Raw genomic sequence first — 16,079 nt, forward strand, 5'->3', positions numbered from 1 at the left:
ACCAGCGTCCGGAACCACCCGTCATGCCTTGGCCAGGACTTTTAATCCATTGGTTGTGGGTTCGAGTCCCACAGGGCCTACAGCAGAGCCCCAGTTCAGATGGCATCTGAACTGGGGCTCACGGCGTTTTCGGGGTCTCAGCGATCGATGGCTCAGTCGAAGCTCAACCGAAGTGCAGACGATCATGAATGCGGAAACGGCCGCCCCGACTCGTCGTCGGGGCGGCCGTCCGTCTCCAGTGCTGACCTTCGTCCGTCGCCGTCAGACGAGTTCGCTGGAGTCCAGCCCGTGCCCGGCGCGACCGGTGTTGCGCCGGGCACGGTCGTCTACTCGGACCACTGGGTGCCGGGTACGTCCGTGATGGATGTCCGGCCGTTGTAGTAGTCCCGGTGTGGCCCGTCGTGGCCCGGGGTCCGGGTGCAGGACGCTCTGCCGCTGTGGTGTTCCAGGGCGCAGTAGCCGGCCGCGCGGGCGCCGGACTGTGCGGCCTCCGCCCAGCGCGTCGCGAGATCCTTCCGTGTCTCGGTCACCGGCGGCACGCTCGCTGGAGGCGGTACAGGCCGCGGCCGACGGTGCAGTGCGCGGCCGTCGCCGCGGACGCGCACAGTGGGCAGTGGGTGCCGTGGTCGAGCATGGCGCGGTGGGCGCGGAGACTGGTGCAGTTGCGGCAGGCTCGGGGGAACCAGCGTCCGTCCTCGGCGACCCGCTCGCCCAGGTCCACGGCGCTCTCCAGCGTGAGCGGCTCCTCTCCCCACACACAGGTGCGGCCGGCGGTCTGGTCCTCGCCGAGGGCGGCGAGCGTGGGGACTTGGAGGGCGTCCAGTACTTCGAGTGGAACGTCTGCGGGTGGCCGCTCTGCCGTGGCGGCTCCTCCAGCGGTACGGTTCGACACGTCGACTCCTTAGCAGTCGGACATGCCCCCGGGCCGTTCGCGCGGCTGCGGGGGTCCTTTGTGCGTGCGCCCCACGCTGACCCCGTACGCGGGTCGTTCCCACTTCATTCCGGGGCCGTTATGGATCGGAGAGAGATAGCGTCCAAAGCGTGCCGAACGTCCCAGGGGGTACGGGTGGACGAAGCACTACGCCGGGCCATGTCCCAAGCGCGCATGAGCGACAGGGAACTGGCGGAGCATTGCGGCGTCGACAGCAAGACGGTCAGCAGGTGGATCACACAGACAAGCCGCGTCCCTCACGCTCGCCACCGATGGGCCGTCAGTGAGGCACTCGGAGAGGACGAATCGGTGTTATGGCCAGCAGCCGCGAAGAAGCTCGTCAAAGCTGGACCAGACCGCGAGGTTGCTGAGGTCTTCCCGTACCGCTCGGCCTGTCCCGCTTCCCTGTGGCGCACACTGATCACGAAGGCAGAACGGGAGCTGACGTTCGCCGGGTACACCAACTACTTCTTGTGGCTTGAACATGCCCGCTTCGGCACGGTACTCCGCCGCAAGGCGGGTGCCGGGTGCCGGGTCCGGTTCCTGGTCGGCGACCCTGACAGCGAGCTGACCCGAGTGAGAGAGCAGGAAGAGGGCGTAGCGCTGTCGCTATCCACACGGATTCGCGTCACCCTCTCCGAGCTGGAGAAACTCAAGGAGGACGGCATCGACGCCCGGCTCTCCAGCGGTCACGCATACCTGAGCGTGTTCCGCTTCGACAATGACATGATCGTCACGCCGCTGCTGACACACAGGGTCGGCCACGATGCGCCGACCCTGCACCTACGACGGTGCCAGGACGACGGCATGTTCGACCGCTTCGCTTCCCACGTTCAGGAACTGTGGACCCGGGGGGCACCCGTGTGGAAGGGGACAGATGAGCAGGCGTGACTACGAGGACGACCCGGCGGCGCCGCCTGCTAACAGCCTGGTGCCAGCAGCCTCAACGATCGTTACCGACGGAGAGGGACACATCCTGCTGCAGCGGCGCACCGATAACGGGATGTGGGCTCTTCCTGGCGGAGCTATGCAGATCGGGGAGTCCCTGCCGCAATGCGCCGTGCGTGAGACGCGTGAGGAGACGGGCCTCCATGTGGATGTGGTCGGGATCGTCGGTACGTACACCAACCCGGGGCACGTCTTCGCTTACGACGATGGAGAGGTGCGGCAGGAGTTCTCCATCTGTTTCTTGGCTCGTCCGGTGGGTGGCTGCCTGACCGTGTCCGACGAGTCCACCGACGTCCGTTGGTTCGAGCCATCGGAGGTGGATGATCTGCCTATGGTGGCGAGTATCCGCAAGAGGATTGATGACTGGCGGTCCGGGGTGACTCCCGCCCTACGTTGACCGGGGGTGTCGCGACTGGTCTTACCCTCGTGAAAGCGGTGGTTCAGGGTGTGGTGCCGCTGAGTGGCGTCTGGGATTCCACCCGGGTGATGCGCTGCTCGTGGTCGTCCAGGCGGTCGCCGAACCGGGTCATCACACCGGGCCGGGTCTGCATCGGACGCTGCGGGCGCGCCGGCGATCCAGGGCAGTGTGGCCGGGATGCGGGCGGCTGAGACGATGTGGGGCAGCAGGGGCCACGCTGGGTAGGGGGGCGAGGACTGGTGGGGCACTGGTGCCCGCCGAGGCGAGTTCATGGCGGGTGCGGGGTACGTGCGGCGGTGGGACTTCGCCGGGGTACGTGTGGGTCCGGCGCGCACCGCGGGACCTCGACTGTCCGCGGTCTGGCCGGTGGCGCATCGCCGATGGCGTGATCGCGACGGTGGTCGGGGCGGAGGCGGGCGCGTCCTGAAGGCCGCGCAGTACTCTGCCCGCGCTGCCCTACCGGGCGGTCACCCCGTGTTCTGATCCCTGTGTTCCGTTCCCGACGTCCCCGCCCGATCCACCCCTGATCACCACAGCAACCAACCGTGTCCAGGAGGAAGAAGCGATGCGTCTCGTAGATGCCTGTGTGGAGTGCGTGACCGAGATCGCCGCCGCGCCGCGGCAGGTGTGGGAGTTGGTCTCGGACATCTCCACATCAGCCCGGCACAGCCCGGAACTGCAGGAGGTGGAGTGGCTCGACGGCGCCGAGGGACCCGTGGTCGGCGCCTGCTTCTCCGGCCGCAACCGCAACAGCGGGCTGGGGGAGTGGCGCACGGTCAGCCGGATCGCGCAGGTGTCGCAGGAGCGCGTCTTCCAGTGGGAGGTCGTCCGCTTCAACGACCGGCGCCACGGTGAGCCGCTGGCCATCTGGACGTACACCCTGGAACCGCTTGAGGGCGGCTCCGGCACCCGCCTTCGACACGGCATGCGCTTCGGGTCGGCCCGCGGCCCCGTGCACGAGTTCGTCGAGCGGCACCCGGACCGCGAGGAGCAGATCGTCGACGGTCGTCTCGCCTTGCTGCGCACCGGCATCGAACAGACCCTGGCCGGTGTGAAGGCCGAGGCGGAAGCGGAGGTTTAGCTAGGGGGTGTGTCGAACCCGGCGCGTACGGTGGCACGGTACAGCGCGACCGCACGTCGACACCGTGACGGCGCCCCGGCAGAGCTCAGCCTCGCACCCGGTGGTCGGTGCTGATCCGCTCCTGCTGCGCCAAGTGCCGTCACGCAGTGGGTGTTGGCGCCGCGCTACGCTCCGCCGGGCGGCCCCTGCGGCCGGCCCGCGCGTTCAGCCCACGGTCAGTTCCGTCAACTCGCCCAGCGGCAGCGTGTGCTGGGTCTGTAGGACCTTGGCCCTGAGGTAGCGGACGTTGTGGACCGTGGTGAAGACGCCGGTCGCCACCCGGTCCCGTACGCCAACCCCCAGGCCGCGCAACTGATCAGCCTTGTCGGGGTTGTTGGACAGCAGGTCCAGCTCGCTGACGCCGAGCGCGGTGAGCATCTGTGCCGCGGCCGTGTAGTCGCGGGCGTCCTCCGGCAGGCCGAGGGCGGCGTTCGCCTCGTAGGTGTCGAGACCCTGGTCCTGGAGGGCGTAGGCGTCGAGTTTGTTGTAGAGGCCGATGTCGCGCCCTTCCTGGCGGAGGTAGAGCAGGACGCCGCCCTGGTCGGCGATGCGCTCGACCGCCTCGCGCAGCTGCGGTCCGCAGTCGCAGCGGGCGGAGCCGAGGACGTCGCCGGTCAGGCATTCGGAGTGCAGGCGCACCAGGGGGACCGGGCCGGGGTCGCCGAGGACGATCGCGATGTGTTCCCGGCCGTCGGTGAGGCCGTGGAAGGTGACGAGTTCCGCGTCGGCGCTGTAGCCGTCGTGGAAGCGTAGCGGTACCCGGACGCGGGCGCGCGGGGTGGCGGCGGGGATGTCGGGCATGCAGGTCTCCGGATTCGGGGCCGTACGGGTTCCACTTCTGTTTCAGATTTGAAGCAGATGCCTGGATCTGGACCCTACCGCATGCTTGAAAATTAAAGCAATGAGGGTGGTGTCCCGGTGCGGTGAGCCCCATGTGGTCGTCCGCCGGGGGTACCGGCTCGGGTGCGACGGGTTCCATCCGGACGGAGGTCGTGGTGCCACCGGCGCTATCCAGGTGGGGGTCCGGGACAGGGCGACGACCGCCGCCGCCACGGCACGTCCTCCGCGGCCGTGCCCGTGCCGCCCTCCCCCTGCAGCCCGCGCGTGATCCCCGTGCAGATGTCCTCCAATTGCCCCACCTGCTCCGGCGTGAGTCGGTCGAAGAGGGCGGCGCGTACCGCCTCGATGTGGCCGGGCGCCGTGCGCTCCAGTACGGCCATCCCCTCCCCTGTGAGCGCCGCGAGGCTGCTGCGCCTGTCCCACCGGCAGTCCTCCCGGCGTACCAGCCCGTCCCGTTCCAGCCGGGTCACGGCGTAGGTCAGCCTGCTGCGCGTGATCTTCAGCTTCTCGGCGAGGTCGGTCATCCGCAGCTTTCGGCCGGGCGCCTCGGACAGGTTGGCCAGTACGGAGTAAAAAAGGTGGGGCATGCCGGCCTCCTGCTGGAGCTGCCGGTCGATCGCATCCTCCAGCAGCTGGGAGGCGGCGATGTAGGCGCGCCAGGCGCGCTGCTCCTCGGGGGTGAGCCAGCGGGTCGTCATGCTGCCAGTGTAGATTTGTTTCAAATTTTAACCAAGAAGCCGGCTTGTGGCCCTCCCGGGCCGCCGCGAGGGAGTGCACCGATGTCCCTGCCGTATGTGCTGCTGTCCGCCGCCGTCTCCCTCGACGGGTATGTGGACGACGCCGCCCCAGAGCGGCTCCTGCTGTCCAGCCCGGCCGACTTCGACCGGGTCGACGAGGTGCGGGCCTCGGTCGACGCCATCCTGATCGGCGCCGGCACGATCCGTGCCGACAACCCGCGCCTGCTGGTCAACTCCGCCGAGCGCCGTGCGGCCCGGGTGGCGTCGGGCAAGCCCGAGTACCCGCTCAAGGTGACCGTCACCGGCTCCGGCGACCTCGATCCCCGCGCCAACTTCTGGCACACGGGGGGCGACCGGCTCGTCTACACGACCGACCAGGGTGCCGAACGGGCCTCCCGCCTCCTCGGCAGCACCGCCGAGGTCGTCCCGCTCGGCGCCGAACTGCACTGGCGGGAGCTGCTGGAGCACCTGCACGATGAGCGCGGCGTGCAGCGCTTGATGGTCGAGGGTGGTGGGCGCGTGCACACCCAGCTCCTCCAGCAGGGCCTTGCGGACGAACTCCAACTGGTCCTCGCCCCGCTCTTCGTCGGCGACCCGGGGGCCCCGCGCCTGTTCGGCCCGGGGACCTACCAGGACGGGCGCCTCCGGCTGGTCGATTCCCGTCGGATCGAGGACGTCGTACTCATGCGTTACGAGCCCACCGCCCCTGGTACTGGTCCGCTGCCCACCGCGGCAGACCGCCACTGGCTGCGCATCGCCTGCGAACTCGCCGCACTGTGCCCGCCGTCGGAGACGGCCTTCAGCGTCGGCGCGGTCGTGGTCGCCACCGACGGCACCGAACTGGCCCGCGGCCATTCCCGGGAGGGCGACGATCTTGTGGTCCACGCGGAGGAGGTCGCGCTCGCGAAGATCGACCCGGCCGATCCGCGGCTGGCCGGTGCCACCGTCTACAGCAGTCTGGAGCCCTGCACCCGCCGTGCCTCCCGCCCCATGCCCTGTGCCGAGGTGATCCTGCGGGCCGGAGTGCGCCGGGTGGTCACTGCCTGGCGGGAGCCTGACACCTTCGTGGCGGCGGCTGACGGGACGGGTGTCCTGCGGAACGCAGGGGCCGAGGTCGTGGTGCTCCCGGAGTTCGCGCCCCTGGCCAAGGCCCCGAACGAACATCTGCCAGGCTGAGCGACCGACCGGTGTCCCGGCCGGGTTCCGCTCCGGATGCCCCCGGAAACCGAGGGCGTGCCGGTTGCCGCGGACGTCGTCAGGGCGGCCCCGTCCCGGAGGTACGCCGTATCCGCACCACCCCGTTCCTCCTGGTGCTGCGGCAGGGTGCCCGGGGGTGGGAGGCCTCGGCTCACACCCCCACGGGAAACCGATGTGCATTCTGTCTTGCGCATGGCGTACACTGAACACACAACGACGCGGGGTGGAGCAGCTCGGTAGCTCGCTGGGCTCATAACCCAGAGGTCGCAGGTTCAAATCCTGTCCCCGCTACTGAAGGCTCAGGGCCGGAATCCAGTACATGGGTTCCGGCCCTGAGCGTTTGCCGCGTGCTCGTCAGCTTCAGCAGCTTCAGTGGATTCAGCGGCTTCACCGATGGTGATCGTACGACCCCTGTCTGCATAACATCTGAGTCACCATCAAAAATGCCGAGACTCCTGAACGTCGAGCAACTTGCCCGGTGTGTAGGGGTTGTGGCCGGTAAGTCCAGGGTGGAAACGTTAATGATCAAGCCGAACGGCTTGGAAAGTGACTGGCAGGTCTATTAACGTTCGATAACGCAGCACGGTCGTCCCGGCCGTCACAAGAGACGGCTCCGTGCGCACACGCCGAGTCCCGCAAGGGAGCCGGGGAACCACCACCCTGGGGTGAATCACGTGGATGCCGTCGTGAACTCGCTGAGTACACGACCGGTATACGCGCGTAGGAGACCTTCCTGCTCCGAACCCGTCAGCTAACCCGGTAGGCGGAGGAAGGAAAGGAGTGCGCCCGAGTGGCGTCCAACCGGCCTGCCCCAGAAGCCCTGTTCGTGCCTGCCCCGCGCGAGTCCGAGACCTTCGGTTACGGCGCCTACCGTGCCGAAGAGGGCCCCCGGGAGGAGTGGAACCCCACCGAGGACTCCGTCGCCTCGGTCCGGGGACGACACCGCGTGGTCAAACAGCGCGGGGGATTCGCGCGCAGCTCCACCGTCCTCGGCGTCGGTGTGATGGCCGCGGTCGGCGCGGGCGGCATGGCCAGTGCCAGCACCGGCAAGGCGCCGGTCTCCCTCTCCATGCCGGACCTGCCCTCCGTCGGCTCCCTCTTCGGCGAGGACTCCTCCGACGCCCACCAGGCCACCACCACTGCACTCAGCGACCTGAACGCGGCCCCCGCCGGCAGCGCGCAGGACTCCGATGCGGGTGAGGCCCTGCGTAACCGGATCATGGCTCAGGCCGAGCAGCAGCAGGGTCAGGTGGACAGCAAGGCCACCGCCGCCGCGCTCGCCGCCATCGAGAAGCAGACCGCCGAGGCAGCGGCCAAGGCGGAGAAGGAAGCTGCCGCCAAGGCCGCCACCGCCAAGGAGAAGGCTGAGGCAGAAGCCAAGGAGGCGGCTGAGAAGAAGCGGCTCGCCGAGCTGGCCAAGCAGTACACGTTGCCGACGTCCTCGTACACGATCACCTCCACCTTCGGCCAGGCCGGGTCGATGTGGTCCTCCGGTCACCACACCGGCCTTGACTTCGCCGCTCCTACCGGCACCCTGATCAAGGCGATCCACGGCGGAACGATCACCGAGGCGGGCTGGGCAGGCGCCTACGGCTACCGCACGATCCTCACCCTGGACGACGGCACCCAGCTCTGGTTCTGCCACCAGTCCTCGATCAACGTCAAGGTCGGCCAGAAGGTCTCCACCGGCGAGGTCATCGGCCGCGTCGGCGCCACCGGGAACGTCACCGGTCCGCACCTCCACCTGGAGGTCCACCCGGGCGGCCAGGCCACCGCCGTCGACCCGATGCCCTGGCTGCGCAGCAAGGGCCTGAACCCCTGACGGACGGAAGTCTCGTCCTGACTCCGCTCCGCCGCGCGCTCCGCCTGCGGCAGGCCTCCCCCGCCACGGTGGCGTGTAGCCCGCACAACCGCACCCCGGCAGTGCCGGACACCCCGTGAGTCCCGGCCGACTACGTCCGGTACGGGTTGTAGGCGGGATACGGCACCGCCGGATACCCGTACGCGGGCCAGTGCGCGGTGGGTACCGGTACCGGCATGGCAGCCCTGGCCGCGTACTCCAGCGCCGGTCGCGCCACGTTCCTGCGGTGCCACAGCTCGGCCAGCAGCACCCGCTCCCGTACGACGAAATCGGCGCCGGCCCGCCCCCGCCGGCCCCGGTGCCGGAGGAACGCGAGCGAGGTGGCGCACGCCTCGTACCGGGACATCTCCCGGGCTGCCGCCCGTCCCCCGCAATGGTGCCGTGCGTAGTTCCGCGCCTCCCGCCGCGCCCGCATCGACCCGAGCGCGAACGGTTCGGCGGGCCCCAGCCATCCGGCCAGCACATACGCCGGTAGTTCCTCCCGCACGGTCCGCAGTTCGCGTTGCCGCGTCCAGATCGCGAGCCAGGTGAGCAGCGCGAACGCGGGCACCATGAACCCGCCGTAGACGGCGAAGAAGCCGAACCGGCCGAAGGTGGCGGAGCCGTTCCAGAGGGCGTGCATGCTCATCGCGAGCAGCAGCCCGCACAACGGCAGCAGCACCCGTCGGACCCGGTGTCGTTCCGCGGACAGCGCGGCGAGGCCGAAGCCGATGCCCGTGAGGACGGTGAACAAGGGGTGCGCGAAGGGGGACAGGACGATGCGCACGAAGAAGGTGGCGGCGGTGACGGAGGCGATGCCGCTGCCGCCGGAGAGCTGGTCGGTCCCGAAGGCAGTTCCGAGGTAGAGGATGTTCTCGGTGAACGCGAACCCGGTGGCGGTGACCCCGGCTATCACCACACCGTCCACCAACCCGGTGAAGTCACGTCTGCGGAAGAGGAAGACCAACAGCACGGCCGCGGCCTTCGCGGACTCCTCGACGATCGGGGCTATGACGGTGGCGCCGAGGGTGTCGGCACCGGCCGGGTCGGCGGTGGAGGTGGCTATCCACTTGGTCGCGAAGCTGTTCGCCACGATGGCTATCAGTGCCGCCGCGCACGCCCCCCAAGCGAAGGAGAAGACCAGGTTCTGCCAGGGGCCCGGCTCGACCCGGTCCAGCCAGCGGAAGGCGGCCACCAGCCAGGGCACGGGCAGCACGGCCAGCCCGAGGCCGACCAGGAACCCCTCCGTGCCGGTCTGCCGCCGCACGAGTGCGAGGATGACTAGTCCGGACAGCGCCAGCAGGGTGATCAGCGCTCCGTACCGCACCCACCCGCGCTGCCACCAGTGCGGGTGGCGTAGTACCCCGTCGCCGGGGCCGTTGGGAGGAGTCGGGTACGGAGGACTGGTGGCCACGACATCGACCCTAACGGTGGAGCGGTGAGGGCTGGACGCTTTATCGGGCCTGGTGCGGCACACGCCGGAAGAGCAGGTCGTGCACCGCATGCCCCTTGTCCAGGCCCTGGCCTTCGAAACGGGTCAGCGGCCGGAACTCCGGACGCGGCGCGAAACCGCGCCCTGCCTGCGTGTTCTCGAAGTCGGGGTGCGCGGCGAGCACCTCAAGCATCTGTTCGGCGTACGGCTCCCAGTCGGTCGCACAGTGAACGATCGCACCAGGCTTGAGCCGGGTCGCGGCGAGAGTCAGGAACTCAGGCTGGATGAGCCGCCGCTTGTGGTGCCGCTTCTTGGGCCAGGGGTCGGGGAAGTAGACGCGCAGTCCGTCCAGTGAGTCGGGTCGGAGCATCTCGCGCAGCAGGATGATCGCGTCGCCGTTACCCACCCGGATGTTGGACAGCCTGGTCTGGTCGGCGAGATTGAGTAGGTTGCCCTGTCCTGGAGTGTGCACATCGACGGCCAGGATGTTGGTGTCCGGGTCAGCGGCGGCCATCTGAGCGGTGGCTTCACCCATCCCGAACCCGATCTCCAGCACCACGGGGTTGTCGTTCCCGAACAACTCGGCCGGATCGATGATCCGCTGCCCGTCGATGTCCAGCCCCCACTGGGGCCACAGCCGCTGAAGGGCGTCGGCCTGCCCGGCCGTCACCCGGCTGCGCCGCGGCTGGAAACTCCGGATCCGCCGCTCGAAGTGTGATCCGGCGGGATCGGCCTTGGGCCCGTCCGGGAAACGCGGTTCACCCTTGGCCCGGGTGTGCCGGACGGAGGCACCGGGAACCTGGGGAGCCGACGGCGGAGCTTCGGAGCTGTTGAGGAAGTCAGACACAGTGAGCCAATTTTACGGCGCCCCGCAGTGGCCCCACAGCGGGGCGGCGGCTGTGCACGCAGGGCAGGCGCCGACCGGCGGGTGGCGGCGAAGAGGGGCGGGGTTGTGCAGGGAGGGGCACGGGGAGGAGAGGGGGAGGAGGACCCTTCAGGTTCGAGCCCGCCCGGTTCGATTCTGCTGTGTCGGCCCGGTGGTGTGCACCTCTGGTACGCCCCTCTTCCTGGTTCGACCCGCCCGGTTCAGCGCTACACGGAGTCGAGCATCCCCAGCACCCGGTTCCCCACCTCCCGACCGATCGGTAGCGAGGCGGTGGCAGCGGGCGACGGTGCGTTGAGCACGTGGACCGCTCGCGCCCCCTCCCGGATCAGGAAGTCGTCGACCAGCGTCCCGTCCCGCAGCACCGCCTGGGCCCGGACCCCGGCGGGGGCCCGCACCAGATCCCCGGACTCCACTCCGGGGAGCAACCTGCGCACGGCTTCCAGGAAGGCCCCCTTGGACATGGACCGCCGTAGCTCCCCGGCTCCGTACCGCCAGTGTCGCCGGGCGATCACCCACGAGCCCGGCCATGCCACCGTGTCGGCCAGCTCGCGGGGCCTCACGACCCCCCAGTCGTACCCCTCCCGGGCCAGCGCCGGTACGGCGTTGGGCCCGATGTGCACACTCCCGTCGACACCACGGGTCAGATGCACCCCGAGGAACGGGAACGCCGGGTCCGGCACTGGATACACCAGCCCCCGTACCAACTCCGGACGCGCCAGCTCGTAGTACTCCCCACGGAACGGCACGATCCGCATACCGGGCTCGTCCCCGGTCAACCGTGCCACTTCGTCGCAGTACAGCCCGGCGCAGTTCACCAGGACGCGCGCGCGTACGACGTCTCCGCCTGCGGTGAGTACGGCAACGCCCCGCTCCACACGCCGGTCGACCCGGACGACCTGGGCGCCGTACCTGATCTCCGCCCCGGATGTCTGTGCCAGCTGCCGGGCGACACCGGTGAAATCGCATACCCCGGTCGTACCGACGTGTATCGCTGCGAGGCCGTGTACCTCCGGTTCGTACTCGGCGATCTGCGCGGCCCCCAGCTCGCGCACCGGAATCCCGTTCTCCCGCCCTCGCTGCACGAGCGCGTGCAGCCTCGGCAGCTCCTCCCGCTCGGTGGCGACGATCAGCTTGCCGGTCACGGCGTGCGCGATGCCGTACTCGGCACAGAACTTCACCATCTCCGCGGCGCCCCGCACCGCGTAGCGCGCCTTGAGCGAGCCCGGGCGGTAGTAGATCCCGCTGTGGATGACCCCGCTGTTGCGCCCGGTCTGGTGCCGTGCCGGTCCCGGTTCCTTCTCCAGCACGGTCACCCGCGTGCCAGGCGCGGCCCGTGTGATCGCATGGGCCGTCGACAGGCCGACGATCCCCCCGCCGATCACCAGCACGTCGCAGTCGTACGCACCCTGCGGCACCTGCACCACCTCCCACCTCGATAGTGCATTGCGCCACTGACAACGCCTTCAAACGCGACCGACGCCGGACGTGCTGGTTCAGGCGGGAGCCACCAGCAGGGGCCGGGCCCGCTCCCGCAGCTCCACCACCCGTGGCTCGTCCCCGTAGGGCTCCAGTCGGTGCAGGAGATCCTTCACGTACTCCGTGGTCCGCGCGGAGGAGATCCGTCCGGCCACTTCCACGGCCCGCACCCCCTGCTCGCACGCCGCATCCAGGTTCCCGGACTCCAGCTCCGCCACCGCCGAGACGACCAGCCGCAGCCCGTGCGACCGCACGAACTCCTCCGTCGGCTTCGACAGTGCGTGCTCGGTGAAGCGACGCACCTGGCGCGGCGCCTTCAGATCGCGGTAGCACTCCGCAGCATCGGCAGCGAAGCGGTCGTAACTATAGAAACCGAGCCAGGATGGATCATTGTCCCCGTCCCGTGACCGTTCGAGCCAGCCCTCGGACGCCTTCAGTGCCGCCCCGGCCGCCTGTGCGTCCCCGGCGCGGGCGTGCGCCCGTGCCTCCACCAGTCGGAAGAAGCTCATGGTGCGGGCGGTCGCCAGTCCTCGGTTGCGCTCCACGGCCGCCTGGGCCAGATCGACGCCCTCGTCACCGAAGCCCCGGTAGGTGGCCTGCAGCGACATGGAGGCGAGTACGTAGCCCCCCAGTGGCACGTCGGCCGCCGCGCGCGCGAGCCGTAGCGCCTGGATGTAGTACCGCTGGGCGGCCTCCTGCTGCCCGGTGTCGAAGGCCATCCAGCCGGCCAGCCGGGTGAGTTCCGCGGAGGCGCCGAACAGGGCGCGCCCGACCTCGTCGGAGTAGGAGCCGAGCAGCAGTGGTGCCGCCTCCACCCGCAGGCACTCCGGAACCATCGACGAGCGCCAGTCACCGCCGCCGTACTTGGAGTCCCACCGCCGGGCGTCCTCGGCGGCCTCCCGCAGCTTCTGCACATCGCTGTGGCCGACTTTGATCGGTGCGCTGGAGCCCTCGGCGGTGCCCGTCTCCCGCGCGACCGAACTGTCGGCGGGGGTTATCAGCCATCGTGAGGCGGGCGTTGCGTATGCGCTCACTGCGAACGACCCGGCGAGGGATTGCCAGATGCCGCCGGAGCCGGCCCGGCGCCCGGCCAAGTCGAGGCGGTACAACTCGGTCGCCGACTTCACCGCCTGTCCCACGTCTCTGGGGAAGGCGAGGCCCACCTCGGGTGCGGGGTCCGCGTCCGCCAGGCCGATCTCGTGGAGCGGCACCGGACGGCCGAGTTTCTGGCCGATGGCGGCTGCAATGAGGTGCGGTGCTGCACCCTGCGGCACCATGCCCTTGGAAACCCAGCGCGCCACGGACGTCTTGTCGTAGCGAAGAGTCAGCCCTCGCTGAGCGCCAAGGTCGTTGACGCGTCGTGCGAGTCCCGCGTTGCTGATTCCCGCGAGGGCGAGAACGGCGCCGAGCTTTTCGTTCGGCCCGCGTTGCTCCCTGGACATGCGCCACCCCTCGACACAGACGGCTGCCGCTCTGGCATAACCACGCGGCATTCGTAAACCCAGCGTAGTTCGATGCATCCCAAGCGTTAAGGGGCATTGTTCCGGTTGGCGGGATTGTGGTCCGTACGGAAGTGCGGCCCTGTACGCACCGTGCACGGTCCACCGTGGCGTGCCCCCGTGCGTGTGGCCGTGCGCCCGTCCGTGCGCTCTTCTCCAGCCACCGGGGGAGCGATTCCATGGCTCGTGCGTGGGTCGGCCCGCTGTACTGGATCCAGCGGGCTGGGGGACACCGCCACCTTCATCCCCGCGGGTGGCGGACCGGTCCGGGAGGCGATGCCCGCCTCCCGGACTGTGCGCGTGTTCGCGCCGCCGTACGCTCCGCAGGCCTGTACGGAGCGTGCTCAAACCTGGCCTCTCTCAGTTTATTTGGCTGAAAATCGACCATGCCCGATGCGGTTGACCACTGCCCTCACCATGCAACTCGAAGGCGTGAAGGGCGTTTTGGGGGAGCGAATCGGGGGCGCATTCGCGTCGCATCTATCAGGGGCCCGTTGCGGCGAGGGCGCCACGCGCACACTGGTCCTTCCAGGACTCCCCCCGAACTCCGCCCCGCCCGCACCCGACTTCCCTCGATCGAAGGCGGTGCCACCACCCCACCATGGCGCGCCCTTCGTGGCAGCATGGGGAGCCGTTCGTACGGTGCACTGGTGGTCCGCAGCCTGTGGAGGCGTCGATGCGGTGGTTGGTGGGTTGGAGCAGCACCGCCGCGGGCGCCGTCGGGACCGGCTCCGCGGGCGCCATGGGATACGACGGCGAGAGCCTGCACCCGGTCGGCTCCCAACTCCTGTGGGGCGGCCCGGACCCGTTGTGGGCGGTCGGCGACTGGCGCCCGGACGAGGTACGCGTGGTGAACGCCGACGCGCAGACCCGGATCGCCGTGCTCGGCATCTGCGGCGCCTCCGACGAGGACCTGAGACGCGGGCTGTTCACCGCACGCGGGGGCGCACTGCGCCATCTGACCACCTGGCCGGGCAGCTACACGGCCGTCGTCCAGGTGGGACGCCGTGTCACCGTCTGCGGCGATCTCGCGGGCGCACGCCCGGTGTTCCACACGCCCTGGGCCGGTGGTACGGCCTACGCCACCGCCGCGCTGCCCCTCGCCGACCTCGTCGAGGCCAACCTCGACTTCGGTCACCTGGCCGCCCTGCTCGCCGCCCCCGACGTACCGGCCGCACTGCGCGACACCACTCCGTACGAAGGCGTACGACGGATTCCCCCCGGGCACGCGCTGGTGCTGCGCGCCGGCGCGCGCGAGATCACGGGGTACGAGCCGGTCGCCTCCCTCGCCGTGGCCGCGCCCTCGGCCGACCCCGGCCGTGCGGTGGACTCCGTACGGGACGCTCTCGTGGAGGCGGTCCGTACCCGGCTGTCGGCTCCCCGGCACCTGCCCGACCTCGACCCCGGGCCGGTGCCGGGCATGGGCCCCGCCGAGCGGCGCGCCGCTCGCGGGATGCCGGTGCCGGGCATCGGCGCGGACCTGTCCGGCGGACCGGCCTCCGGCACCCTCGCCCTGCTGGCCGCGGGGCTGCCCGGTAGACCGGGCACGCTCCTCGGGCACGGTACGGGCGCGGGCGAACGCCTCCTCGCGGTCACCTTCAACGACCTCGCCGTCGGTGGCCGGGAGGCCGAACGGGAACGCGCCGGAGCGCTCGCGGCCAGCCCTCGGCTGCACCACGTCGTGGTCACCGGTGGCGAGGAGACCCTGCCCTACGCCGACCTCGACGGCCCCCTCACCGACGAACCGGGACCTTCGCTGATCTCGGCGGCCCGGCACCGGGCCCGGCTGGCCGCCGGCAGCGCCGACCACTTCACCGGCCACGGCGCCCGCCAGGTGCTGGACGCCCACCCCGCCCGGCTCGCGGACCTCCTGATGGACCGCCAGCGGCGCCACCTGGTCCGACCGGTCGCCGCACTCGCCCGGGTCGACGGCTCGGTGCTGGTCCCCGCGCGGGTGTACGGGGCCGCCCGCCGCCTGGCCCGTACCCCCTACCGGGTCGGCCTGGAGGTGCTGGCCGAGCGGCTGATGCGGCGCCGCTTCGACGAGCCCAAGGGGGCGGTCGGCGCGTCCCTCGCCGCCCTGGCCTGGGCCAGACCAGGGCCAGCGGCCCGCTGGCTGACCGGCGAGGCGCTGGCTGAAGTATCGGTTCTGCTGCAAGGGGTCGCGGAACGTTCGACCACCGGCCCCGACCGGCGCCCGGGAGACCACCGCGCACGTGCCGCGCTCGCCCGGTACGCCGCCGATCTGCGCGTGCTGGAGCAAGCCGCCGAGATCCGCTCCCAGCGCCTGCACACCCCGTTTCTCGACAACCAGGTGGTCCGCGCTTGCCGCGACCTCCCAGAGGCCCTCCGCGTCCAGCCGGGTGCCCGAGCCGCCATTCTCCGCACGGTCCTGGAGGGCGCGGGCGTCACGGGCCTTCCGCCTGGCTGGGGCGCTCCGTCCCACGCCTCCTCCGCGGCCGCCGCGCGCGCCGGCCTGCGCGTGTCGGCCGACCCCCTGCTGGACCTCTTCGCCACGCCCCTCCTGGCCGACGCCGGCCTGGTGGAGGCCCGCGTCATCCGCGAGGCCCTGCGCGCCGCCGCGTCCGGCGAATCCCTCCCCCTCGACGGCCTCGCGGACCTGATCTCTCTCGAACTGTGGCTCCGCCGCCTCCTCTCCCGCCGCGGCACCTGCTGGACCGGCACCCCGGCCCGCGCCCGAGCGGTCCCCTCCGGGATCCAGCGGCGCAGGGACGCACTGACGTCGGGCGCGTGA

Annotated in this window: 14 protein-coding genes, 1 tRNA gene and 1 riboswitch; of the genes, 7 read left to right on the forward strand and 8 right to left on the reverse strand. The window is 70.4% G+C overall.

What is annotated here, in order from left to right; translation table 11 throughout:
- Window positions 1-326: 326 nt before the first annotated feature.
- A complete protein-coding gene (locus tag LK06_RS17230; protein WP_159025091.1) occupies window positions 327-530 on the reverse strand; it encodes a hypothetical protein in 204 nt (67 codons plus the stop codon).
- Window positions 527-892 carry a hypothetical protein gene (locus tag LK06_RS17235; RefSeq protein ID WP_234367433.1) on the reverse strand — a complete coding sequence of 122 codons (366 nt, stop codon included), beginning with the start codon at window positions 890-892 and terminating at the stop codon, window positions 527-529. The genes LK06_RS17230 and LK06_RS17235 overlap by 4 nt, the downstream gene beginning before the upstream one ends.
- A 213-nt stretch (window positions 893-1,105) precedes the next feature.
- Between LK06_RS17235 and LK06_RS17240 the strand changes: the two genes are divergently transcribed.
- From LK06_RS17240 to LK06_RS17250, 3 genes are all read left to right on the forward strand, one after another.
- Window positions 1,106-1,822, forward strand: a complete 717-nt coding sequence (locus tag LK06_RS17240) for an XRE family transcriptional regulator (RefSeq protein WP_324609090.1) — start codon at window positions 1,106-1,108, stop codon at window positions 1,820-1,822.
- Complete coding sequence (locus LK06_RS17245; RefSeq protein WP_039650295.1) at window positions 1,809-2,276, forward strand: NUDIX hydrolase; 468 nt, start codon at window positions 1,809-1,811, stop codon at window positions 2,274-2,276. Before LK06_RS17240 ends, LK06_RS17245 begins: the two co-directional genes overlap by 14 nt.
- A 586-nt stretch (window positions 2,277-2,862) precedes the next feature.
- Window positions 2,863-3,378 carry an SRPBCC family protein gene (locus tag LK06_RS17250; protein ID WP_052318969.1) on the forward strand — a complete coding sequence of 172 codons (516 nt, stop codon included), beginning with the start codon at window positions 2,863-2,865 and terminating at the stop codon, window positions 3,376-3,378.
- A gap of 204 nt (window positions 3,379-3,582) precedes the next feature.
- Here the strand turns inward: LK06_RS17250 and LK06_RS17255 are convergent, their stop codons facing one another.
- Complete coding sequence (locus LK06_RS17255; protein ID WP_043408876.1) at window positions 3,583-4,218, reverse strand: GTP cyclohydrolase II; 636 nt, start codon at window positions 4,216-4,218, stop codon at window positions 3,583-3,585.
- A 206-nt stretch (window positions 4,219-4,424) separates the two neighbouring features.
- Window positions 4,425-4,955, reverse strand: a complete 531-nt coding sequence (locus LK06_RS17260; RefSeq protein WP_043408879.1) for a MarR family winged helix-turn-helix transcriptional regulator — start codon at window positions 4,953-4,955, stop codon at window positions 4,425-4,427.
- Between the two features lie 81 nt (window positions 4,956-5,036).
- Between LK06_RS17260 and LK06_RS17265 the strand changes: the two genes are divergently transcribed.
- The 3 genes from LK06_RS17265 to LK06_RS17275 all read left to right on the forward strand — a co-directional run bounded on the left by LK06_RS17265 (window position 5,037) and on the right by LK06_RS17275 (window position 8,013).
- A complete protein-coding gene (locus tag LK06_RS17265; protein WP_039650287.1) occupies window positions 5,037-6,170 on the forward strand; it encodes a dihydrofolate reductase family protein in 1,134 nt (377 codons plus the stop codon).
- Window positions 6,171-6,408: 238 nt separating this feature from the next.
- Window positions 6,409-6,482: transfer RNA gene (locus LK06_RS17270), tRNA-Met, on the forward strand.
- Between the two features lie 323 nt (window positions 6,483-6,805).
- Window positions 6,806-6,972, forward strand: a riboswitch (cyclic di-AMP (ydaO/yuaA leader).
- A gap of 9 nt (window positions 6,973-6,981) precedes the next feature.
- Window positions 6,982-8,013: a M23 family metallopeptidase gene (locus tag LK06_RS17275; RefSeq protein WP_039650284.1), complete on the forward strand. Its 1,032-nt coding sequence runs from the start codon at window positions 6,982-6,984 to the stop codon at window positions 8,011-8,013.
- Window positions 8,014-8,143: 130 nt separating this feature from the next.
- Here the strand turns inward: LK06_RS17275 and LK06_RS17280 are convergent, their stop codons facing one another.
- From LK06_RS17280 to LK06_RS17295, 4 genes are all read right to left on the reverse strand, one after another.
- On the reverse strand, window positions 8,144-9,445 hold the full coding sequence (locus LK06_RS17280; RefSeq protein WP_043408882.1) for a PrsW family intramembrane metalloprotease: 1,302 nt from the start codon (window positions 9,443-9,445) through the stop codon (window positions 8,144-8,146).
- A gap of 40 nt (window positions 9,446-9,485) precedes the next feature.
- Window positions 9,486-10,310, reverse strand: coding sequence for a tRNA (guanosine(46)-N7)-methyltransferase TrmB (gene trmB, locus LK06_RS17285; protein ID WP_039650280.1), 825 nt, complete (start codon window positions 10,308-10,310; stop codon window positions 9,486-9,488).
- A 245-nt stretch (window positions 10,311-10,555) separates the two neighbouring features.
- Window positions 10,556-11,773, reverse strand: coding sequence for an L-2-hydroxyglutarate oxidase (gene lhgO / locus LK06_RS17290; RefSeq protein ID WP_039650278.1), 1,218 nt, complete (start codon window positions 11,771-11,773; stop codon window positions 10,556-10,558).
- A 69-nt stretch (window positions 11,774-11,842) separates the two neighbouring features.
- Window positions 11,843-13,267, reverse strand: coding sequence for an NsdA family TPR-like regulatory protein (locus LK06_RS17295; protein ID WP_039650277.1), 1,425 nt, complete (start codon window positions 13,265-13,267; stop codon window positions 11,843-11,845).
- Window positions 13,268-14,000: 733 nt separating this feature from the next.
- On the opposite strand from LK06_RS17295, the gene LK06_RS17300 reads away from it, so the two are divergent.
- Window positions 14,001-16,079 carry an asparagine synthase-related protein gene (locus LK06_RS17300; RefSeq protein WP_039650275.1) on the forward strand — a complete coding sequence of 693 codons (2,079 nt, stop codon included), beginning with the start codon at window positions 14,001-14,003 and terminating at the stop codon, window positions 16,077-16,079.

This window comes from Streptomyces pluripotens (assembly GCF_000802245.2).
Classification (GTDB): domain Bacteria; phylum Actinomycetota; class Actinomycetes; order Streptomycetales; family Streptomycetaceae; genus Streptomyces; species Streptomyces pluripotens.